The organism is Stenotrophomonas sp. NPDC077420 (assembly GCF_044543385.1).
Classification (GTDB): domain Bacteria; phylum Pseudomonadota; class Gammaproteobacteria; order Xanthomonadales; family Xanthomonadaceae; genus Stenotrophomonas.
The window spans coordinates 160,975-182,913 of sequence record NZ_JBITVZ010000006.1 but is presented as its reverse complement, the minus strand read 5'-3'; the positions used below and the strand labels follow the sequence as shown (position 1 = coordinate 182,913).

At 66.5% G+C, this 21,939-nt stretch carries 17 protein-coding genes and 1 pseudogene; 3 read left to right on the top strand and 15 right to left on the bottom strand.

Annotation, left to right across the window (positions count from 1 at the left end):
* Positions 1-2: 2 nt before the first annotated feature.
* From ACIGII_RS08615 to ndk, 9 genes and pseudogenes are all read right to left on the bottom strand, one after another.
* A complete protein-coding gene (locus ACIGII_RS08615) occupies positions 3-1,832 on the bottom strand; it encodes a monovalent cation:proton antiporter-2 (CPA2) family protein (protein ID WP_399636399.1) in 1,830 nt (609 codons plus the stop codon).
* Positions 1,833-1,990: 158 nt separating this feature from the next.
* Entirely contained in the window at positions 1,991-3,130 is a 1,140-nt protein-coding gene (moeB, locus tag ACIGII_RS08610) for a molybdopterin-synthase adenylyltransferase MoeB (protein ID WP_399636402.1), read from the bottom strand.
* 92 nt (positions 3,131-3,222) lie between these two features.
* The gene (gene der / locus ACIGII_RS08605) at positions 3,223-4,620 is read right to left on the bottom strand and encodes a ribosome biogenesis GTPase Der (protein ID WP_399636405.1); all 1,398 of its coding nucleotides are present in this window, start codon (positions 4,618-4,620) and stop codon (positions 3,223-3,225) included.
* Positions 4,621-4,632: 12 nt separating this feature from the next.
* On the bottom strand, positions 4,633-5,841 hold the full coding sequence (bamB, locus tag ACIGII_RS08600; protein WP_399636408.1) for an outer membrane protein assembly factor BamB: 1,209 nt from the start codon (positions 5,839-5,841) through the stop codon (positions 4,633-4,635).
* Positions 5,841-6,479 carry a YfgM family protein gene (locus tag ACIGII_RS08595; protein ID WP_399636410.1) on the bottom strand — a complete coding sequence of 213 codons (639 nt, stop codon included), beginning with the start codon at positions 6,477-6,479 and terminating at the stop codon, positions 5,841-5,843. The genes bamB and ACIGII_RS08595 overlap by 1 nt, the downstream gene beginning before the upstream one ends.
* A gap of 69 nt (positions 6,480-6,548) precedes the next feature.
* Entirely contained in the window at positions 6,549-7,421 is an 873-nt protein-coding gene (locus tag ACIGII_RS08590) for a helix-turn-helix domain-containing protein (protein WP_399636411.1), read from the bottom strand.
* Positions 7,418-8,225: pseudogene (gene pilW / locus ACIGII_RS08585) on the bottom strand (type IV pilus biogenesis/stability protein PilW). Before pilW ends, ACIGII_RS08590 begins: the two are co-directional and overlap by 4 nt.
* A complete protein-coding gene (rlmN, locus tag ACIGII_RS08580) occupies positions 8,212-9,417 on the bottom strand; it encodes a 23S rRNA (adenine(2503)-C(2))-methyltransferase RlmN (protein ID WP_399636413.1) in 1,206 nt (401 codons plus the stop codon). The pseudogene pilW and the gene rlmN overlap by 14 nt, the downstream one beginning before the upstream one ends.
* Positions 9,418-9,427: 10 nt before the next feature.
* A complete protein-coding gene (ndk, locus tag ACIGII_RS08575) occupies positions 9,428-9,853 on the bottom strand; it encodes a nucleoside-diphosphate kinase (RefSeq protein ID WP_070207199.1) in 426 nt (141 codons plus the stop codon).
* Between the two features lie 299 nt (positions 9,854-10,152).
* On the opposite strand from ndk, the gene ACIGII_RS08570 reads away from it, so the two are divergent.
* From ACIGII_RS08570 to ACIGII_RS08560, 3 genes are all read left to right on the top strand, one after another.
* Positions 10,153-10,812, top strand: coding sequence for a TetR/AcrR family transcriptional regulator (locus ACIGII_RS08570; RefSeq protein WP_399636416.1), 660 nt, complete (start codon positions 10,153-10,155; stop codon positions 10,810-10,812).
* Positions 10,813-10,861: 49 nt separating this feature from the next.
* A complete protein-coding gene (locus ACIGII_RS08565; protein WP_399636417.1) occupies positions 10,862-13,234 on the top strand; it encodes a 3-hydroxyacyl-CoA dehydrogenase/enoyl-CoA hydratase family protein in 2,373 nt (790 codons plus the stop codon).
* 66 nt (positions 13,235-13,300) lie between these two features.
* Positions 13,301-14,509 (top strand): acetyl-CoA C-acyltransferase, encoded by a 1,209-nt coding sequence (locus ACIGII_RS08560; RefSeq protein WP_145477865.1) that lies wholly within the window; start codon positions 13,301-13,303, stop codon positions 14,507-14,509.
* 221 nt (positions 14,510-14,730) lie between these two features.
* On the opposite strand, the gene galU is transcribed toward ACIGII_RS08560, so the two are convergent.
* From galU to rpsA, 6 genes are all read right to left on the bottom strand, one after another.
* Positions 14,731-15,615, bottom strand: coding sequence for a UTP--glucose-1-phosphate uridylyltransferase GalU (gene galU / locus ACIGII_RS08555; RefSeq protein WP_399636420.1), 885 nt, complete (start codon positions 15,613-15,615; stop codon positions 14,731-14,733).
* A complete protein-coding gene (locus ACIGII_RS08550) occupies positions 15,612-17,519 on the bottom strand; it encodes a polysaccharide biosynthesis protein (RefSeq protein ID WP_399636422.1) in 1,908 nt (635 codons plus the stop codon). The genes galU and ACIGII_RS08550 overlap by 4 nt, the downstream gene beginning before the upstream one ends.
* A gap of 16 nt (positions 17,520-17,535) precedes the next feature.
* Positions 17,536-18,510 (bottom strand): glycosyltransferase family 4 protein, encoded by a 975-nt coding sequence (locus ACIGII_RS08545; RefSeq protein ID WP_399636423.1) that lies wholly within the window; start codon positions 18,508-18,510, stop codon positions 17,536-17,538.
* 3 nt (positions 18,511-18,513) lie between these two features.
* Positions 18,514-19,692, bottom strand: a complete 1,179-nt coding sequence (gene lapB / locus ACIGII_RS08540) for a lipopolysaccharide assembly protein LapB (RefSeq protein ID WP_399636425.1) — start codon at positions 19,690-19,692, stop codon at positions 18,514-18,516.
* 130 nt (positions 19,693-19,822) lie between these two features.
* A complete protein-coding gene (locus ACIGII_RS08535; protein WP_017355596.1) occupies positions 19,823-20,128 on the bottom strand; it encodes an integration host factor subunit beta in 306 nt (101 codons plus the stop codon).
* 89 nt (positions 20,129-20,217) lie between these two features.
* Positions 20,218-21,903 carry a 30S ribosomal protein S1 gene (rpsA, locus tag ACIGII_RS08530; protein ID WP_068851279.1) on the bottom strand — a complete coding sequence of 562 codons (1,686 nt, stop codon included), beginning with the start codon at positions 21,901-21,903 and terminating at the stop codon, positions 20,218-20,220.
* Between the last annotated feature and the right edge of the window lie 36 nt (positions 21,904-21,939).

Sequence of the window (21,939 nt, the reverse complement as noted above, 5' to 3'; positions counted from 1 at the left end):
CCCTATTCCTCTTCTTCCGGCACTTCGTCGGCGTTGAGGGTGCGGGCCTTGCGCTTGGGTGCGGTGAACGGGGTCGGCGTGGGCACGCCGGGCAGCGCGCTGCCGAACACCATGTGCGCACCGGCACGCAGGTCGCCACCGGCCATTTCCAGCTCGAAACGCTCGGCGTCGCGTTCGCGGATCTGCTCGGCGATATCGCGGGCATCGTCCTCGTCGGCGCCCAGCTCGACCAGCGCGGCCTGGCCGAACATCAGCGCCGACTCGAAGGTTTCGCGGATCTGGAAGTCCACCCCGGCATGGATCAGGCGCAGCGAATGCTCGCGGTCGAACGAACGCACCAGCAGCTTGGCCTGGGGGAATTCATGCGCGACCAGTTCGACGATGCGGTCGGCGTCCTGCGCGTTGTTCACGCACACCGCGATCGCACGCGCGGTAGCCGCGCCGGAGGCATGCAGCACGTCCAGGCGGGTACCGTCGCCGTAATAGATCTTGAAGCCGAAGCGCTCGGCGTTGTGGATCATGTCCACGTCGTTGTCGATGATCGTCACGTCCACGTCGCGGGCCAGCAGCGACTGGCTGGCCACCTGGCCGAAACGACCGAAGCCGATCATCAGCACGCTGCCGGACATGCCCTCGGCGGTGTCCACGCCTTCCAGCGACACTTCGCGCGCCGGCATCAGCGTGTCATGCAGCAGCACGAACAGCGGGGTGAGCGCCATCGACAGCACCACGATGGCAGTCAGGTTGGCGTTGACCTCGATACCGATGACACCGGCAGCAGCGGCCGCCGAGAACAGCACGAACGCGAATTCGCCGCCCTGCGCCATCACCACGCCACGATCCAGCGCCTGCCGGTGGTCGCTGCCCAGGATGCGCGCCACGGTGTAGATGCATACCGCCTTGGCCAGCATCAGCGCCAGCACGCCGGACACGATCAGCGGCCAGTTGTTGGCCACCACGGTCAGGTCCAGCGCCATGCCCACGCTGAGGAAGAACAGCCCGAGCAGGATGCCGCGGAACGGCTCGATGTCCGCTTCGATCTGGTGGCGGAAGGTGGATTCGCTGAGCAGCACGCCGGCCAGGAACGCGCCCATTGCCATCGACAGCCCACCCAGCTGCATCAGCAGTGCCGCGCCCAGCACTACCAGCAATGCGGCGGCGGTCATCACCTCGCGCGCCTTGGCCGCGGCCAGGATGCGGAACAGCGGGTTGAGCAGGAAGCGGCCGACCAGCACCAGCCCGATGATCGCGCCGGCGGCGATGGCCACGCTGATCCAGCGCGAGCTTGCCCCGGCATCGGCCTGCACCGGCGCCATGAACGCCACCACGGCCAGCAGCGGCACGATCAGCAGGTCTTCGAACAGCAGGATGGAGACGATCTTCTGGCCCGACGGCAGCGCGATGTCCCCGCGCTCGGCCAGCAGCTGCATCACCACTGCGGTGGAGGTGAGCACGAAACCCGCAGCGCCGATGAACGCTACCGGCAACGGGAACCCGAACAGCATGCAGACCCCGGTCAGCACCGCGCCGCACACCACGATCTGCAGCGTGCCCAGGCCGAAGATTTCCCTGCGCAGGCTCCACAGGTGCGACGGGCGCATTTCCAGTCCGATCACGAACAGGAACATCACCACGCCCAGCTCGGCCGTATGCAGGATCGCCTGCGGGTCGGAGAACCAGCCGAAGCCGAACGGTCCGATCGCCAGCCCGGCCGCGAAGTAGCCCAGCACCGAGCCCAACCCCAGGCGTCGGAACAGCGGCACCATCACCACCGCCGCACCCAGCAGGGCGACCACCTTTACCAGTTCACTGGCACCTGCTTCCACCGCCATGCGGTTTTTCCTTGCAACTCCGATCAGCCCCCACGATAGGACAACTTGACGCAGGGACATAGCACGCAGGTGCGCAAGTTCGTGCCAGCAATGGAACAACTGGCGATATAACACGCAGATCGTCCCGCTTTCGTAGCGTCGACCGCGATGGGCTGACGTCAGCCGGTGCGGCAGAACGCCGCGTAATCGATGTAGCCCGGGAACGCCCGGTCCGGTGCGCATAGCGGACACGCCGGGTCCGGCCCCAGCCGGATCTCACGGAAACGCATCGCCAGTGCATCGAAGGTCAACAGGCGCCCCGTCAGCGGCTCACCGATGTCCAGCAACACCTTCAGCACTTCCGTGGCCTGCAGCAGGCCGACCATGCCCGGCAGCACGCCCAACACGCCAGCCTCGGCGCAGTTCGGCGCGAACTCCGGCGGCGGCGGTTCCGGGAACAGGCAGCGGTAGCAGGGGGCCTGGCCGCGCTGGCGACCGGCATCGAACACCGACACCTGCCCGGTGAAGCGTTCCACCGCGCCGTACACCAGCGGAAGGCGGTGCTGGATGCAGGCGTCGTTGAGCAGGTAGCGCAGCGGGAAGTTGTCCGAACCGTCCAGCACCACGTCCACGCCATCGAGCAGCGCGTCGACGTTGTCCGAGGTGACCCGCGCCTGCACCGCGTCGACGTCCAGCCGCGGGTTCAGCGCCAGCAGGCGTTCGCGTGCCGACTGCACCTTGGGCTGGCCGACGCTGGCGTCGGTGTGCAGGATCTGCCGGTGCAGGTTGCTGCGGTCCACCACGTCATCGTCGGCGATGCGCAGGTGCCCTACCCCGGCCGCGGCCAGGTAGAACGCGGCGGGCGAGCCGAGGCCGCCCGCACCGAGCAGCAGCACGCGGGCATCGAGCAGTTTCTGCTGGCCGGCCACGCCCACCTGCGGAAGCAGCAGGTGGCGCGAGTAGCGTTCGGTGAAGTCGCGTTCGTCGTCGCTCTGCAGCGGCTGCACCAGCGGCAGCCCGGCGGCACGCCAGGCGGTGGTGCCGCCGTGGACCGAAGCGATGTGGGTGTAGCCGAGGTCACGCAGGACCGCAGCAGTGTCCAGCGAGCGTTTGCCGCTCTGGCAGATCAGCAGGATCTCGCGGTCGAGCACGGGGAGCTGCGCGCTGGCCTCGCTCTGGAGATCACCCTGCGCGATTCCCCTTGCGCCTTCGGCCATCCCGCTGGCGCGCTCGTGCGGTTCACGCACGTCGATCAGCAGTGCGCCGTGGAGGGTGCGTTGGTGGGCCTGCTCGGGGCTGAGTTCGGGTACGGCGGTCATGGCCCATTATGGGCGGGTTGGGACCCCCTGGGACACGCGTGGCGTGTCGCTACCGTGGGCCGGCGTGCCGGCGTGCCGGGACGCCACGGGCCTCAGCGGCCCTTGACGTGCCGGATCAGGCGCTTCTTCTTCGCGATCTGGCGATCGGTCAGCTGGTTCTTCTTGCCTTCGTACGGGTTGGCACCCTCACGGAAGATGAACTGCACCGGGGTGCCGATCAGCTTGAACCGCTTGCGGAAGAAGTTTTCCAGGTAGCGCTTGTAGGACTCCGGCAGTTCCTTCAGGCGCGTACCGTGCACGATGAAGGTCGGCGGATTGGAGCCGCCCGGGTGCACGTAGCGCAGCTTGGAGACGTGGCCGCGGATCGCCGGCGGCGGGTTGGTCTCGTAAGCGATTTCCAGCGCCTTGTTGACTTCGCTGGTGCTGAATTCGTGCGTGGCCGAGGCATGTGCCTGGTGGATCGCACGGAACAGCTCGCGCAGGCCCGAACCATGCTTGGCCGAGATGCGCACGGTTTCCGCAAACGGCACGAAGCCCAGCTTGCGCGACACCAGCGTTTCGGCCTGCTCGCGCTGGTAGTCGGTCAGCCCGTCCCACTTGTTGATCGCCACCACCAGGGCGCGACCGGCGTCCAGCACCGCGCCCAGCACGGTCGCATCCTGGTCGGTCACCCCTTCGCTGGCGTCCAGCATCAGCACGGCCACCTGGCACTGCTCGATCGCCTGCAGAGTCTTGATGACGCTGAACTTCTCGACCACCTCTTCGACCCGGCCCCGGCGACGCAGGCCGGCGGTGTCGATCAGGCGGTACTCGCGGCCATCGCGCTCCAGGTCCACCGCGATCGAATCGCGGGTGGTGCCGGGCACTTCCGAGGCGATCATCCGCTCCTCGCCCAGGATGCGGTTGACCAGCGTCGACTTGCCCACGTTGGGGCGGCCGACGAAGGCAATCCGCATCCGGTTCGGATCGTTGTCCATCTCCTCGCCGCTGCCCTCTTCAGGCAGGCGCTGGACCACTTCTTCAAGCAGGTCGTCCAGGCCCTGGCGGTGGGCAGCGGACACGGTCAGCATTTCGCTGAACCCGTAGCGGGCGAATTCCGCGCGCACGGTGTCTTCGTTGGTGCCGTCGATCTTGTTGATCAGCAGCAGGGTCGGCCGCGACAGCTTGCGCAGCCACGACAGGATCTCGTCATCCAGCGCGGAGGTGCCGTCACGGGCATCGACCACGAACAGGATCAGATCGGCTTCACCCGCGGCAGCGCGGGCCTGGTCAGCGGTAGCGCCGGCCAGACCTTCGTCATCCTCCGAGATACCGCCCGTGTCGACGACGAGGAAGTGGTTGTCCTCGTCCAGACGGCAGACACCATAGTTGCGGTCCCGGGTGACGCCGGGCTGGTCATGGACCAGGGCGTCACGGGTACGGGTCAGCGCATTGAAAATGGTGGACTTGCCGACGTTCGGCCGTCCAACCAGGGCGACCAAGGGCAGCATCGCGGTAACTCCTTATTGTGCCAACCGGAATGCGGTCAGCTTTCCATCAACGTTCTGCACCAGCAGAATCCCATCGGCGACCACCGGCTGCGCCAGCAGGGCATCGCCGCCACTCTTGGCGCGCCCGGCGAACTCGCCGTTGTCCGTGCGCAGCCAGTGCAGGTAGCCCTTGTAGTCACCGACTACAACGTAATCGCCCTGCACCACCGGCCCGGTCAGCGAGCGGCGGGCCAGGCCCGTCTGCGACCACATGGCAGTGCCACTGGCCTTGTCCAGCCCGAACACGCCGCCCTTGTTGTCGGTGACGAACACATTGCCCGAGGTCAGGGCCACGCCGCCGGCGCCACCGTGATCGCGCGCCCACAGCGGACGCCCGGTCGGGCCTTCGATCGCCATGGTCTGGTTCTTGAAGCTGCTCACGAACAGGGTATTGCCTTCCAGCACCGGGGCGCCGTCCACGTCGGACATGCGCTCCAGCTCGGTGCGGCCTTCGCCGTTGGCGACCATCTGGTCCCACACGGTGCGGCCGTCCTGCATCCCCAGCGCCGAGACGCTGCCGTCGTCATTGCCGATGAACAGCACGCCGGGGCCTGCCACCACCGGCGCGTTGCCGCGCACGGTCAGCGCGGGCAGTTCGCGCGGGTTGAACCACTTCTGGGTGCCGTTGCCCGCGTCGAAGGCGGTCACCCGGCCGTCATTGCTGCGCACGAACACGATGCCCTGGCCCACGGCCGGGGCGGAGATCACTTCGCCGGGAACCTTGGCGCGCCACTTTTCGGTGCCGTCGTTGGCATCCAGTGCGATCACCTGGCCGTCCAGCGTACCGATCACGACCAGGCCTTCGCCCACGCCCGGGCCGCCGGACAGACGCAGCTTCGGCTGCTTCTTGACCTTGGCCGGTTCATAGGTCCACACGGTCTTGCCGGTCTGCAGGTCCAGCGCATGCACGCCACCGGTGATCGCCGCGGCGTACACGCGGCCGTCGGCCACGACCGGACCCTGGCGCACGCCGATGCGCTTCTCGCCCTTGCCCAGGTTGGTGCTCCAGACCCGGTCGACCTTGATGGTCGGCTCGAACTTGACCAGCTCGGCCGGTTCCTGCGCCTTCTTGGCCTCCGCATCCTTGCCCGCGAACCAGCCCTTGACGGTGCTGCAGCCGGACAGCGCCACGCCCATCAGGACCAGGGTGGCAACGCGCTTGATCATGACCATCTGTTTCATTACACCGACTCCGCGGGGTCGGCGACGGTGCCACCGGCATCCATCACCTTGGTTTCCAGGACACGCCGCTGCGGCGCTGCCACGTCCAGCGTCTTGAGCGCCTTCTCATACAGCCCACGGGCCTCGTCACGCTTGCCCGCGGCGATCAGCGCGTCGCCATGGATCTCCAGGCTGGCGCTGTCGGTCGCATCGCCGAGGAGCGTGATCGCTTCATCGTGCTTGCCGGTGGCGATCAGCAGGCGCGCGATGCGCTGGTTGATCGCAGGCTTGAATGCCGGGTCGGCGTCGATCGCGCGCAGGGTCGCCAGCGCCGCTTCATTCTTGCCGGCCTCGACCTGCGCCTTGGCCAGCTGCAGCGCTGCCAGGTCGGCGTAGATCTTTGCCTTGGTGCCATCCAGATCCTTCACGCCCTTGGCCGCTTCATCCAGCTTGTTGTCCTGCAGCTGCTTGAGCACCGCCTGGTACTGCGCGTTGGCACCGGTCAGGTGACTGCCCTGCTCCTTCTGCCACCACTGCCAGCCGGCAATGCCGCCGATGGCGATGGCCACGCCGGCAATGATGCTCACACCGTTGTTCCGCAGCCAGCTGCGGACGCGTTCACTTTGTTCGTGCTCGTCGAGCAGGTCGTCGATCGCCATGCGTACTCTCGCCCCTGCCGGTCAGGAGGGACTGTTTGAATTGGACTGTCGAAACAGTAGAAACGCGGCTCAGTGTGAAACCGGAGCCACGGAGCCGTCAGAGGATACCGTAAAGCGCGCCACGTTGGCTCGCTGGTACGGTGAAAGGTCGACGATAGTGCCGGCCTGCTGAACCTCGACCGCCGAGGCATTGCCCAGCACCATGCGGGCGACCTGGCCGGGGCTGAACGTGCGGGTCTCACCCGACTTGATCAAGGCTTTTTCGACGGTCGTGCCGTCGGGACCGGAAATGTCCACCCAGCTGTCGCCCTTGAACTGCAGGGTCAGCGCGCCGGCCGGCGCCGCCGCCGGCGCGGCGGCGTTCGGGCGCGGCACCGGGGTCAGCGAGGCAAGATACGGCGCCGACGGTGCGGGGGGCGTTGCCGCCGGGGCGGCACTGGTGGCCGCCGGGGCCGAAGGCGCCGTCGAACCGGCCACCGGCACCGCTGCGGGAATCACGTCGAGCGAGGCCGTATTGGGTGCCGGCGACGCGGCATCGAAATGGCCGCGCGTGGCGAACCAGACCGGCACTGCCAGCACGGCGGTGATGCCGACGTACAGGGCGCGCCGCCCCAGGCTTTCGGCAATCCGCCGTGCCCGCGGGGTATGGGTATGGCTGACCAGCTGCGGCGGCACCACCGGACCGATCCGGGACTGGTCCAGCACGTCGCCGAGGTCGATCTTGAGCAAGCGCGCATAGCTCTTGAGCTGGCCGCGGACGAATACCGGCGCGCCGAGGCGATCCCATTGCTCGGCTTCCAGCGACTTCACCACCTGCACCGGCATGCGCAGGGTCTGGCCCACTTCCTCGAGCGTCAATCCCGATGCCTCGCGCGCCTGGCGGAGGCGAGCCCCACAGCCGGCAGCGGTATCAAGAGCGCTCACAGTCTGGTCATCAATCACAATGCTTCAACCCCGGGAATTAGGACCCGCGTCCTGCGGAAATTCGTCGCGAATTCGCTGCAGATAGCGACCGGATGCCACTGTGTCACCAAGCTGCGCCTCGATTTGAGAGGCAAGTTGTAACACGGAACGTGTGGCCGGTGCAGCCGCCAGACGACGTTGCACGAAGGCCCGGGCCTCGAAATAGCGGGCCTGGGTGAACTCACTGCGCGCCATCGATTCCAGCGCATAGGCATTGCCCGGATCCAGCGCCAGCGCCCGGCGCAGGTCGCGCGCCGCCCGCTCCGGCTGCCCGGCCTGCAGCGCGCAGCCGCCGGCGTTGGCCAAGGCGGCGGCAGGGGTGCGGTAGCCCGGCGCGGCAATGGCCCGGTCGAACAGGGGCAGCGCTTCGCCGAAGCGGCCCTGCTCGCAGAGCCAGGCGCCGTAGTTGTTCAGCACCTCGCCACTGTTCGGGGCCAGTTCGGCGGCCTTCTGGAACAGCGGGCCTGCCTCGGCCATCGCCCCACGCTGCGCGGCCAGCGCCGCCAGCAGCACATAGGCATCGGGCCGGTCCGGCTGCAGCTTGAGCGCGCTTCTCGCGCGTTTCTCGGCCTGCTCGGCCTGACCGCTGCGCATCGCGTCCGCCGCGAGCGTGAGCTGGTCCTGGTAGTTCACCCGGCGCCGGGTATCAGCGCTGTCGCGGGCCACGTATTCCGGCGCGACACCCAGCGGTGCGCTGGTCGGTTTGACGCCTTTGCTGCCACAGCCGGCCATTGCCAGCGCGACGAAAAAAACGGCTGGCAATCGGAGGTCAGGCAGCGGCATCCCGGTTTTTCCCGTCCTGGAGCGTTTTGTTGAACTCGGCCTGGCGGCGCGTGCGGTCCATCACCTGCCCCTTGAGCTGGCCACAGGCCGCGTCGATGTCATCGCCGCGCGTACGCCGGACCATGGTCAGCACCTGCGAGTCCAGCAGGATCTTCTGGAACGCACGGATCTCGGCGTCCCCCGAGCGCTCATAGCGGGTTCCGGGGAACGGGTTGAACGGAATCAGGTTGACCTTGCCCGAGTGCGACGCCTGCACCGCGTTGTCGAACTGGCGCATCAGCCGCGCCAGCTGGCGGGCATGTTCGGGCTGGTCGTTGATGCCCTTCATCAGGGTGTATTCGAAGGTGACCGATTCGCGGCGCTTGTTCGCACGCAGGTAGCGCGCGCACGAGGCCATCAGTTCCACGATCGGGTACTTCTTGTTGAGCGGCACCAGGGTCTCGCGCAGCGCATCGTTCGGCGCATGCAGCGACACCGCCAGCGACACATCGCTTTCAGCAGAGAGGCGGTCGATCTGCGGCACCAGGCCGGAGGTCGACAGGGTCACGCGCTTGTTGGCCAGCCCGTAGCCCAGGTCGTCCCGCATCACGTTCATGGCGCGCACGACGTTGTCGAAATTCATCAACGGCTCGCCCATGCCCATCATCACCACATTGGTGAGGCGACGCTGCTTGTGCGGAATGTTGCCCAGGTGACGCGCGGCCACCCACACCTGGCCGATGATCTCGGCGGTCGAAAGGTTGCGGTTGAAGCCCTGGGTGGCGGTCGAACAGAACGTGCAGTTCAGCGCGCAGCCGACCTGCGAGGACACGCACAGCGTGCCGCGGTTCTTGTCCGGGATGTACACCGCTTCGATCGCGTTCTTGCCATCGGTGCCCATGGCCAGCAGCCATTTGTGGGTGCCGTCGGCGGAAGGCTTGTCGAAGACGATGTTGGGAACGCGGATCTCGGCGTGCTGCTTGAGCTTGCTGCGCAGCGCCTTGCCCAGGTCGGTCATGTCATCGAAGTCGGTGACGTAGTGGTGGTGGATCCACTTCATCACCTGGTGGGCACGGTAGCGCGCTTCGCCGAGGGTCTCGGCGAAGAAGCGCTCCAGACCCTCGCGATCGAGGTCGAGCAGGTTCTGCTTGGCCACCGGCGCGCCTTCGGCGAGCACGATGGGGATGGCGGTGGGCTGGACGACCTCGTTCACGGCATTACTCTCAGCGCGAGACCACGTCGGTCGCGGCGAAGAAGTACGCGATTTCAATCGCGGCGTTCTCGACCGAGTCCGAGCCGTGGGCGGCATTGGCATCGATGGAATCGGCGAAGTCGGCGCGGATGGTGCCCGGCGCGGCGTCCTTCGGGTTGGTGGCGCCCAGCAGGTCGCGGTGGGCCAGCACGGCGTTCTCGCCTTCCAGCGCCTGGATCATCACCGGGCCGGAGATCATGAACTCGACCAGCGCGTTGAAGAACGGGCGCTCACGGTGCACGGCGTAGAAGCCCTCGGCTTCGCGGCGCGACAGCTGCTTGTACTTGGCGGCCACGACCTTCAGGCCGGCCTTTTCGAAGCGGGCGTAGATTTCGCCGATGACGTTCTTGGCGACGGCGTCCGGCTTGATGATGGAAAGGGTGCGCTCCAGCGCCATGGGAAGTTCTCCGTTGGGCGGGCCACTGATCGGCCCGAGAGTAACATGAAAAAAACCCGCGTCAAAACGCGGGCTTAGCCTATATACGTTGTGGGGATTCTACAGGGTCATGGGACGCGATGCCATGGCCACGGCGGGGCCGGCGCGGCCTGCAGGTGTGCGCTTCATTCAGGATGGGCCAGCCGCACCGGGCGCATCACGATTGTGAACGGTTCGCGCGGTGTGCTGCGGCGCAGCATGCCTCGGCCTGCGTCCGGGTCTAATATCAAACAATCGTTTGATTGAACCCTGCCCTGCCCATGGCCAAGCCCGCCCACTTCTCCACCAAGGACCGCATTCTCGGCGCCGCCGAGGAGCTGTTCGCCCTGCACGGGTTCGCCGGGACGTCACTGCGCCAGGTGACCAGCCAGGCCGATGTGAACATCGCAGCGGTCAATTACCACTTCGGCTCCAAGGAAAACCTGGTCAACGAGGTCTTCCGCCGGCGCATGGACGAAATGACCGCCGCCCGGCTGTCCCAGCTCGATGCGGCCCGGCGCGAACACCCCGGTGCCCTGCGGCCGGTGCTGGCGGCCTTCGTCGAACCGGCCCTGGCCATGGCCCAGGACCGCCAGACCGGCGGTGCGTTCGTGCGGGTCATCGCGCGCGCTTACGCGGAAAAGAACGACAACCTGCGCAAGTTCCTGTCCGACCACTACGGCCACGTGCTGCGTGAGTTCGGCAAGGCCATCGCGGCCTGCGTGCCCGGCCTGAGCAAGGAAGAGCTGTATTGGCGGCTCGACTTCCTTGCCGGCGCGCTCACCTACGCGATGGCCGACTTCGGCCTGATCAAGCGTCCCGCCGGTGTCACCGAAGCGGCGCATCGTGCCCATGCGGCCCAGGAACTGATCCATTTCGCCGAGGCTGGCTTCCGCGCCAGTGCGGCCCCGTTGGCTCCTACCCCGTCATCCACCCCGTAGAGCCAGGCCCTGCCTGGCTGCTTGCCCTGACCAACAAAGGCTTATCGACATGTCCAATTCCCTGCCAGTCCGCCGTGCCGCCGTGCTGGGTGCCGGCGTCATGGGCGCCCAGATCGCCGCCCACCTGACCAATGCCGGCGTCGACACCGTGCTGTTCGACCTTCCCGCCAAGGAAGGTCCTGCCGACGGCATCGTGCTCAAGGCCATTGCCAACCTTGGCAAGCTGAGCCCGGCCCCGCTCGCCAGCAAGTCCTACGCCGAAGCGATCACCCCGGCCAACTATGAAACCGGCCTGGAGCAGCTGCGCGACTGCGACCTGATCATCGAAGCCATCGCCGAACGGATGGACTGGAAGCAGGACCTGTACAAGAAGATCGCGCCGTTCGTGGCCGACCACGCCGTGCTGGCCTCCAACACCTCCGGCCTGGGCATCAACAAGCTCGCCGACGTGCTGCCCGAACAGCTGCGCCACCGCTTCTGTGGCGTGCACTTCTTCAACCCGCCGCGCTACATGCACCTGGCCGAGCTGATCCCGGCCACCACCACCGACGCTGCCGTGCTGGAAGGCCTGGAAACGTTCCTGGTCACCACCCTGGGCAAGGGCGTGGTGTACGCCAAGGACACCCCGAACTTCATCGGCAACCGCATCGGCGTGTTCTCGATCCTGTCCACCATCTTCCACACCCAGCAGTTCGGGCTGGGCTTCGATGAAGTCGATGGCCTGACCGGCCCGCTGGTCGGCCGCCCGAAGTCGGCCACCTACCGCACCTCCGACGTGGTCGGCCTGGACACCATGGCGCACGTCATCAAGACCATGGGCGACACCCTGCCCAACGACCCGTGGCACCAGTACTTCGCCTCGCCGAAGTGGCTTGAGGCGCTGATCGCCAAGGGTGCGCTGGGCCAGAAGACCGGCGCCGGCATCTTCCGCAAGGTCGGCAAGGACATCATGGTGCTGGACCTGGAGAAGCAGGACTACCGCGCTGCCGATCGCACCGCCGCCCCGGAAGTGGTCGAGATCCTGAAGATCAGGAACCCGGCCGAGAAGTTCGCCAAGCTGCGCGAAAGCCAGCACCCGCAGGCGCAGTTCCTGTGGGCGACCTTCCGCGACCTGTTCCATTACAGCGCCTACCACCTGGCCGACATCGCCGAAACCGCGCGCGACGTCGACCTGGCCATCCGCTGGGGCTACGGCTGGTCGCTGGGCCCGTTCGAAACCTGGCAGGCCGCCGGCTGGAAGCAGGTCGCGCAGTGGATCGCCGATGACATCGTGGCCGGCAAGAGCATGAGCAATGCGCCGCTGCCGGACTGGGTGTTCGACGGCCGCGACGGCGTGCATGCCGCCGAAGGCAGCTACAGCCCGACCCGCAACGCCAAGCTGCCGCGCTCGGCGCTGCCGGTGTACCAGCGCCAGCGCTTCCCGGACCCGCTGCTGGGCGAGACCTTCAGCCCGGGCGAAACCTTGTTCGAGAACGACGGCGTGCGCATGTGGCACGACGGCGACGGCATTGCCGTGGTCAGCTTCAAGACCAAGATGAACACCGTGTCCGACCACGTGCTCAACGGCCTGCAGGAAGCGATCAAGCGCGCCGAGCAGGGCTTCACGGGCCTGGTCATCTGGCAGCAGAAGGAACCCTTCTCCGCCGGTGCCGACCTGGCGGGCGCGCTCGGCCTGCTGCAGGCGGGCAAGGTCGACCAGTTCGAAGAAATGGTGCACAACTTCCAGCGCACCAGCCAGGCCATCAAGTACGCGCTGGTGCCGGTGGTGACCGCCGTGCGCGGGCTGGCCCTGGGCGGTGGCTGCGAGTTCCAGATGCACAGCGCCAAGAGCGTGGCTGCACTGGAAAGCTACATCGGCCTGGTCGAAGCCGGCGTCGGCCTGCTGCCGGCCGGCGGCGGCCTGAAGGAACTGGCGGTGCGCGCCTCGCAGGCCGCGGGCCCCGGTGGCGACGTGTTCGCCGAACTGAAGAAGACCTTCGAAACCGTGGCCATGGCCAAGGTCTCCACCTCGGCGGTCAACGCCAAGGAACTGGGCCTGATGCGCGCCACCGACAAGGTGGTGTTCAACAGCTTCGAAGCGCTGCACATCGCCAAGGCCGAAGTGCAGGCGCTGGCCGAAGGCGGCTACCGTCCGCCGATGCCGGCCCGCCGCATCCAGGTCGCCGGTGACGTCGGCATCGCCACCTTCAAGATGATGCTGGTGAACATGCTGGAAGGCCGCTTCATCAGCCCGTACGACTACGAAATCGCCGTGCGCATCGCCACCGTGCTGTGCGGTGGCGAAGTGGACCGCGGCACCCTGGTCGACGAAGAGTGGCTGCTGACCCTGGAGCGCAAGCACTTCGTCGAGCTGGCCCAGCAGGAAAAAACCCAGGCCCGCATCGCGCACATGCTCAAGACCGGCAAGCCCCTGCGCAACTGATTCCGCGCCCGGTAGGTGCCGACCGTGGGTCGGCACCCCTGCCCCCCAATTGAAGAGATCACTGCAATGACCAAGCAAATCCAGGACGCCTACATCGTCGCCGCCACCCGCACCCCGGTTGGCAAGGCGCCCAAGGGCGTGTTCCGCAATACCCGTCCCGACGACATGCTCGCCCACGTGCTCAGGTCCGTGGTCGCGCAGGCACCAGGCATCGACGTCAACCGCATCGACGACGCCATCATCGGCTGCGCCATGCCGGAAGCCGAGCAGGGCATGAACGTGGCGCGCATCGGCGTGCTGCTGGCCGGCCTGCCCGACACCATCGCGGCGCAGACCGTGAACCGCTTCTGCTCGTCCGGCCTGCAGGCCGTGGCGATGGCGGCCGACCAGATCCGCCTGGGCAATGCCGACCTGATGCTGGCCGGTGGCACCGAGTCGATGTCGATGGTGCCGATGATGGGCAACAAGATCGCCATGGCCCCGAGCGTGTTCGACAACGACCACGTCGCCATCGCCTACGGCATGGGCATCACCGCCGAGAAGGTCGCCGAAGAGTGGAAGGTGTCGCGCGAAGAGCAGGACGCGTTCGCCCTCGCCTCGCACCAGAAAGCCATCGCCGCGATCCAGAACGGCGAGTTCAAGGACGAGATCAGCCCGTACGACGTGCGTACCCGCCAGCCCGACCTGGCTGATGGCCGCCGCATCATCACCCGCGACCGCATCGTCGACACCGACGAAGGCCCGCGCCCGGATTCGTCGGCCGAAGGCCTGGCCAAGCTGCGCCCGGTGTTCCGCAACGGCCAGTTCGGTGGCACGGTGACCGCCGGCAACTCCTCGCAGATGAGCGACGGCGCCGGCGCGGTGCTGCTGGCCTCGGAGCAGGCGGTGAAGGACTACGGCCTGAAGCCGCTGGCCCGCTTCGTCAGCTTCTCGGTGGCCGGCGTGCGCCCGGAAGTGATGGGCATCGGCCCGATCGCCGCCATTCCCAAGGCGCTGAAACAGGCCGGCCTGAGCCAGGACCAGCTGGACTGGATCGAGCTCAACGAAGCCTTCGCGGCGCAGTCGCTAGCGGTGATCCGCGATTGCGGCCTGGACCCGTCCAAGGTCAACCCGCTGGGCGGCGCCATCGCCTTGGGCCACCCGCTGGGCGCCACCGGCGCGATCCGCACCGCCACCCTGCTGCACGGCCTGCGCCGTCGCCAGCAGAAGTACGGCATGGTGACCATGTGCATCGGCACCGGCATGGGCGCAGCGGGCATTTTCGAATCGCTGTAACGCGCCGCCCGCGGCGGCATCCACCGGTGTGCCGACCAACGGTCGGCACCTACCCCGGTAGCCACCGACCGTTGGTCGGTGGACGTCTCCGCAACCGGTAGCGCCGACCGTTGGTCGGCCCACGCGGCACTGAGGGCCGGCCAACGGCCGGCGCTACGGAAACAAAACGGGCGGCCCTTGGCCGCCCGTTTTTGTTGGATCGAGCAGCGCCTGCGCGCTGATCAATCCTCGGCCAGCATCTGCGTCAGCTTCTCGCGCGCCGGCTTGGCCAGCTTCTTGTTCTCCAGCGCGAAGCGGATCGTCGCTTCCACCAGACCCAGGTGGGTGCCGCAGTCGAACCGGGTCCCTTCGAAGCGGTATGCATTGACTTCGTCCGATGTCAGCAGCGCTGCAATCGCATCGGTCAGCTGGATCTCGCCGCCGGCGCCCTGGCCGGTGGCTTCGAGCAGGCCGAAGATCTTCGGGTCGAGCACATAACGCCCCACCACCGCCAGGTCGCTGGGCGCATCCTCCGGCTTCGGCTTCTCCACGATCTGCGAGATGCGACCCTTGCGCCCGTCGAACGCCTCGGTGGCCACGATGCCGTAGCTTGCGGTGTTCTCGTGCGGCACGTCTTCCACCGCGATCACGCTGGCACCGGTGGCCGCGTTGAGGTCGGCCATCTGCTTGAGGGCGCCATCACCCCGGTTCCAGATGAGATCGTCCGGCAGCAGCACCGCGAACGGCTCATCGCCAACCACGGACTTGGCACACAGCACCGCGTGGCCCAGGCCCAGCGCTTCGGTCTGGGTGACAAACACCGCGCGTACGCCTTCGGGCAGCACGTTGCGCACCAGCTCCAGCAACTCGGTCTTGCCCGCCCGCTCCAGCTTCTGCTCGAGTTCGTAGGCCTTGTCGAAGTAGTCGGCCACCGCGTGCTTGTAGCGGTTGGTGACGAAGATCAGGGTGTCGCACCCTGCTTCGATCGCTTCATCGACGGCGTACTGGATCAGCGGCCGATCGATGATCGGCAGCATTTCCTTGGGAACCGTCTTGGTTGCGGGAAGGAACCGGGTGCCCAGTCCCGCTACCGGGAATACCGCCTTGCGGATGCGTTTGTTCGTCACAGCCTGTTGGCCTCTCGTGCCGGAAAGGGCACCACGTTAGCCGACTCGACGTGAGATTCCTGTTGCAACGGCGCGAATTCCGGCATGGTCGCGAACAGGATGCTGTTGATGGCGTCGGTATCGTAGTTGGCGATCGCTTCGCGCAGGCGCGGCACATTGCCCAGCACCTGGTCGCGCGCGAACGTGCGGACGCCGGCTTCCAGGATCTTGGGGTGCGCGGTCGGCCGATAGTCCTCGTCTGAATAGAACAGGGTTTCGTGCAGCTTCTCGCCGGGACGCAGGCCGGTGTAGACGATGGCGATGTCCTTGTACGGCTGTTTCCCGGCCAGGCGGATCATCTGCTCGGCCAGCACCCGGATCGGCACCGGCTCGCCCATGTCCAGCGTGTAGATCGCGCCGTGCGACGCCGATGCCGCCGCCTGCAGGATCAGCTGGCAGGCCTCGGGAATGGTCATGAAGTAGCGGGTCACTTCCGGGTCGGTGACCGTGACCGGGCCGCCCTTCAGGATCTGCTCGCGGAACACCGGCACCACGCTGCCCGCCGACGCCAGCACGTTGCCGAAGCGGACGGTGACGAAACGGGTGTGGCTGGTCTTCTGGTCAAGGCTCTGGCAGATCATCTCCGCGTAGCGCTTGCTGGCGCCCAGCGCGTTGACCGGGTCCACCGCCTTGTCGGTGGAGATGAAAACGAAATGCTCGATGCGCGCTTCCACGCAGGCGCGCGCGACCGTTTCGGTAGACAGGATGTTGTTACGCACCGCCTCGCGCAGCTGGCGCTCCAGCACCGGCACCTGCTTGTAGGCGGCGGCATGGAACACCGCATCGACGCTGGACAGCGACAACGCGTGGCGGATCACCGCCGGGTCGCCGCAGTCGCCCAGCACCGCTTCCACCACCAGATCCGGGAAGCTGCGCTTGAGCTCGGCTTCAATGGTCAGCAGCAGCAGTTCGCTCATCTCCAGCAGCACCACCCGCCCCGCCCCATGGCGCGCGCACTGGCGGCACAGTTCCGAACCGATCGAGCCACCGGCACCGGTGACCAGCACGGTGCGACCGCCCAGCCAACCACGGATCAGCGACCAGTCCGGCAGGATCGGCTTGCGCCCCAACAGGTCCTCGATGGCCACTTCCTTGAGCTCGCCGGGCAGCGAATGCCCCAGCAGCACATCGTTGAGCTTGGGCACCATCCGGAACGGGACGCCGGTGCTTTCGCACAACGCCACCACCCGCTGCATGCCCGCCGCATCCAGCGACGGAATGGCGATCACCAGCAACTTGGCCGCGGTTTCGCGGGCCACGGCGGCCGCGTCGTCGAGCGTGCCCAGGATGGGCAGGCCCTGCAGCTTGGCGCCCTGCAGGTGCGGGGCGTCGTCCAGCAGGCCCACCGGCTCGAAATCGCCGGAGCGGCGCAGGTCACGGACCAGCGCCTCAGCCGCCTGCCCGGCCCCGAGGATCAGCACCCGGCGCGCGGTCGCGTCCGACTGCAGCGCCTGGTAGTCCTTCCACGCGCGGTACAGCAGCCGGGGCGCGCCCAGCAGCGCCGACAGCGCGAAGGGATAGATGACCAGCACCGACATCGGCACGCCGTTGAAGCGCTTGTAAGCCAGCACCACGACGATGGCCAGCAGACCGATGAAGCTGGATTTGAAGATATGCAGCAGGTCGGCCACGCTGGCAAACCGCCACAGGCCCCGGTACAGACCTACCCGCCAGAAGACCACGGCCTGGATCGCAAGCACCAGGGTGGTGTCGATGTTCCATAGCGGCAGCGAGGGCGCATCGGCCAGCATTGAATAGCGGCCGGCATGCAGCAGCTGCCAGCAGGCCCAGACCATGAACAGGTCGTGGGCCACGATGGCGGCGCGGGGAAGCAGACTCGTAAAGCGGTCCTGCCAAGGCGTCATAAACCAAGCAATCCTTCTAGTAGCGCATTCCCTTGCGCAGGAGTAGCCAAAGACCGGAGGTGGCGAACAACCACGCTACGGCCACGGCAGCCTCCCACCTCGGCTGCAAGTACGTGCAAGCATTAAACACTGTAATACTGAACAGACCAAAAACAAAGTACATCCCTGTAACCGAAGTGTGCGTGGCACCACCTTTGACAGCCCGCTGGTAAAGATGCTGGGTGTGGGGCTCCATCCATCTTTGCCCCGTGAGCATGCGCGAGAGCAGTGTGAAGCCAGCGTCCACGAGAAACGCGGTCAGGGGCACCAGCAGCAGCAGCCAGGACACCGGCGTGGTCACGCTCGCCAGGCAGACCAGGGCAGCGACGGCATACCCCAGTGCCCCGCTGCCGACATCCCCCATGAAGATCCGTGCACGCGGAAAGTTGAAGGGCAGGAAACCGAGGCAGGCAAGCGCCAGGACGATGCCGACCAGGGCCAGCGACCCGGGCAGGACCAGGGCGAAGGCGATCCCGGCCAGGATCGCCTGGGTGGTCGCGATGCCGTTGATCCCATCCATGAAATTCCAGATGTTGATCAGGGATGTCGTGAACAGAAGGGCCAGCGCGGCCTGCCAGAGGTTCCCGGTGGCGTTCCAGACCAGTCCCGCCAACAGGGCGGCCGCGATCACATGGACCAGCAGTCGACGCACCGCCGGCAGCGGCCGATGGTCATCCCACCAGCCAATGCCCGCCACCAGTACCAGGCCCAGGCCAGACACCAGCAACGGCGTGCGCGCCACCGGCCATGCGACGGCGCCGACCACCGCGGCCAGCAGCAGGGTCAGGACAATGGCGATGCCGCCGCCGCGCGGCGTGGCCACCCCATGGCTGCGGCGCTCGCCGGGCTGGTCGAGCAGATTACGCCGCCGCGCGTAGTGGCGGGCCCATCCGGTGAGCGCCGCCGAGACCGCCAGCACCGCCGGCAATCCGATCCACCACCCTGTCGTCATGGTTCAAAGCACCGCGTAATTCAGCAGCGGCTTGACCGTTCCCCACTCCTTGCAGCTCGGGCATTGCCAGTGGTGGGTCCGCGCACCAAAGCCGCAGCGGGTGCAGCGGTACGCCGGATTGCGGACCAGCAACTGGTCGGTGATGTGCTTGAGGTCGTGCAGGGTGGCGGTGGAATCGGCCCCCTCGGCCAGGGTCAGGTCGATCAGGGCCGACTCACCGCGCACCGAAGGTCGATCCTTCAGCTGGCGCCCCAGGTAGGCCCGCGCCGGAGCCACGCCTTCCTGTTCTTCCATCAGCTGGGTCAGCGCCAGCACCGGGGCGATGCCGCGGTAGTGCTCGGTCATTTCCGACAGGAAGGCGCGCGCGCCGCCCAGGTCCCCCACCTTGCGGTAGTTCTGCATCAGCGGCTGCAGCACTTCGGGCAGGTATTCCGGGTCGTTGCGGGCGGCGCGTTCGAACGCACGCACCGCGGCTTCGGCATTGCCCGAATCGGTCTCCAGGCGCCCTTCGATGATGCCGGCACGCACCGACATGGCGTCGGCCTGGTACGCGCGGGCAATGGCTGCCCGCGCCTCGTCGATCTTGCCGGCGCCGCGGAAGCGCTCAGCCAGTTCGCATTCGAACTGCCCGACCAGTTTGCCCATGGGCTCGCCGGTGACTTCTTCATAGCGGGTGGCGTTGTCGATCGCCTTTTCCCAGTCGCGTTCGGCCTGGTAAATGCCGATCAGGTGCTTGAGGGCCTGCGGCGCGCGCTGGTCGATCTGCGCCAGTTCGGAAAAGACGGTCTCGGCACGGTCCAGCAGGCCGGACTTCATGTAGTCCTCGCCCAGGGCCAGCAGCGCCTGCACGCGCTGGGCGTCGCTCAGGTCGGTGCGGTTGACCAGCCCCTGGTGCAGGCGGATGGCACGGTCGACCTCGCCGCGGCGGCGGAACAGGTGCCCCAGCGCGACCTGGGTTTCGAAGGTTTCCTTGTCCAGCTCGGCGATGTGCAGGAACAGCTCGATGGCCTTGTCAGGCTGCTCGTTGAGCAGGTAGTTCAGGCCACGGAAGTACGTGCTGGACAGGCGGCTGACCTGGTTGTCGCCATGCCGCTGGCCGCCACGTCGGCCGATCACCCAGCCGGAAACCGCTGCCAGGGGCAGGAACAGGAAAAACCAGAACCACTCGGAGACAAAGTCCATCGGCGCTCAGTGTCCGTCGAAAGTAAGAAAAGGCAGCGCGCGCCGGATGGGCGGGCTGAGGTCGTTCATGCCGCCAAGAGTAGCAGCCGAACGGGAATGAATCATCGGTCCGCAGTGCGGACGATGCGGCTCAGGCAGGATCGCTTTCCAGCGGCACCACGGCGCTGACGCGCTCGCGCAGTTCCTTGCCCGGTTTGAAATGCGGGACATGCTTGCCCGGCAATGCGACCGACTCCCCGGTCTTGGGGTTGCGCCCCAGCCTCGGCGGCCGGTAATGCAACGAAAAACTGCCGAACCCGCGGATCTCGATGCGATCCCCGCCGGCCAGCGCCCCGCCCATCATTTCCAGCAACGACTTCACCGCCAGATCGACATCGTCCGACTTCAAATGCGCCTGTCGGCGCGCCAGGATTTCGATCAACTCGGATTTGGTCATTGCGGACTCGCGTCGAGGGTCTCAAACCCTGAAACGGCCCGGACATGTGTCCGGGCCGCCCAGGAAACTACAGCTACGGCGGGGTCCGATTACTCGGACTTGTTGCCGTTCAGCTGGGCGCGCAGCAGCGCGCCGAGCTGGGTGGTGCCGCTGGAAGCGGAAGAGGACTGGTATTCCTCCAGCACTTCGCGCATTTCCGCGTCGTCCTTGGCCTTGATCGACAGCTGCAGGGTACGACCCTTGCGATCCATGCCCACGAACTTCGCTTCAACCTTGTCGCCGACCTTCAGGAACTGGGTCGCGTCGTCGACGCGCTCGTTGGCAACGTCACGTGCAGCGACGTAGCCTTCGATGCCGTCAGCCAGTTCGATGGTAGCGCCCTTGGCGTCCACTTCCTTGACCACGCCTTCGACCTTCGAACCCTTCGGGTTGGCCGCCATGTACTGACCGAACGGATCCTGCTCCAGCTGCTTGACGCCCAGGCTGATGCGCTCGCGCTCCGGATCGACGGCCAGGACGACGGCGTCCAGGTTGTCGCCCTTCTTGAAGTTGCGGACCACGTCTTCGCCGGTGGTGTTCCAGCTGATGTCGGACAGGTGCACCAGGCCGTCGATACCGCCGTCCAGGCCGATGAAGATGCCGAAGTCGGTGATCGACTTGATCTGGCCCGACACCTTGTCGCCCTTCTTGTGGATGGCAGCGAAGGTTTCCCACGGATTGGCGGCAACCTGCTTCATGCCCAGCGAGATGCGGCGACGCTCCTCATCGACGTCCAGGACCATGACTTCAACTTCGTCACCGACCTGCACGACCTTGGACGGGTTGACGTTCTTGTTGGTCCAATCCATCTCGGACACGTGCACCAGGCCTTCGACGCCCGGCTCGATCTCGACGAACGCGCCGTAATCGGTGACGTTGGAGACCTTGCCGAACACGCGGCTGTTGGCCGGGTAACGGCGGGCGATGTTGTCCCACGGATCCTCGCCCAGCTGCTTCAGGCCGAGCGAAACGCGGTTGCGCTCGCGGTCGAACTTCAGCACGCGCACGTCCAGCTCGTCGCCGACGTTCACGACTTCGGACGGATGGCGCACGCGCTTCCAGGCCATGTCGGTGATGTGCAGCAGGCCGTCGATGCCACCCAGGTCCACGAACGCGCCGTAATCGGTCAGGTTCTTGACGACACCCTTCAGGATCGCGCCTTCCTGCAGCTTGTCCATCAGCTGCTCGCGCTCTTCCGAGTGCTCGCTTTCGACGACAGCGCGGCGCGAGACCACGACGTTGTTACGCTTGCGGTCCAGCTTGATGAGCTTGAATTCCAGCTCCTTGCCTTCCAGGTAGGCCGGGTCGCGCACCGGGCGCACATCCACCAGCGAACCGGGCAGGAACGCGCGGACATCCTTGATGTCCACGGTGAAACCACCCTTGACCTTGCCGCTGATGCGGCCGGTGATGGTTTCGTTCTTTTCCAGGGCTTCTTCCAGCTCGTCCCACACCATGGCGCGCTTGGCTTTCTCGCGCGACAGGACGGTTTCACCGAAGCCGTTCTCGATCGAGTCGAGGGCGACCTTGACGACATCGCCTTCGGCGACGTCGATTTCGCCGGCGTCGTTACGGAACTGTTCGATCGGCACGATGCCTTCGGACTTCAGGCCGGCGTTGATCACCACGACGTCGCCGCGGACTTCAACGACAACACCGCTGACGATGGCGCCCGGCTTCAGCTTGGCCAGATTGGCCTGGCTGGCTTCAAACAGTTCGGCAAATGATTCGGTCATTAGATTTACTCTGTTGGACACATGGGCATGGGTTCC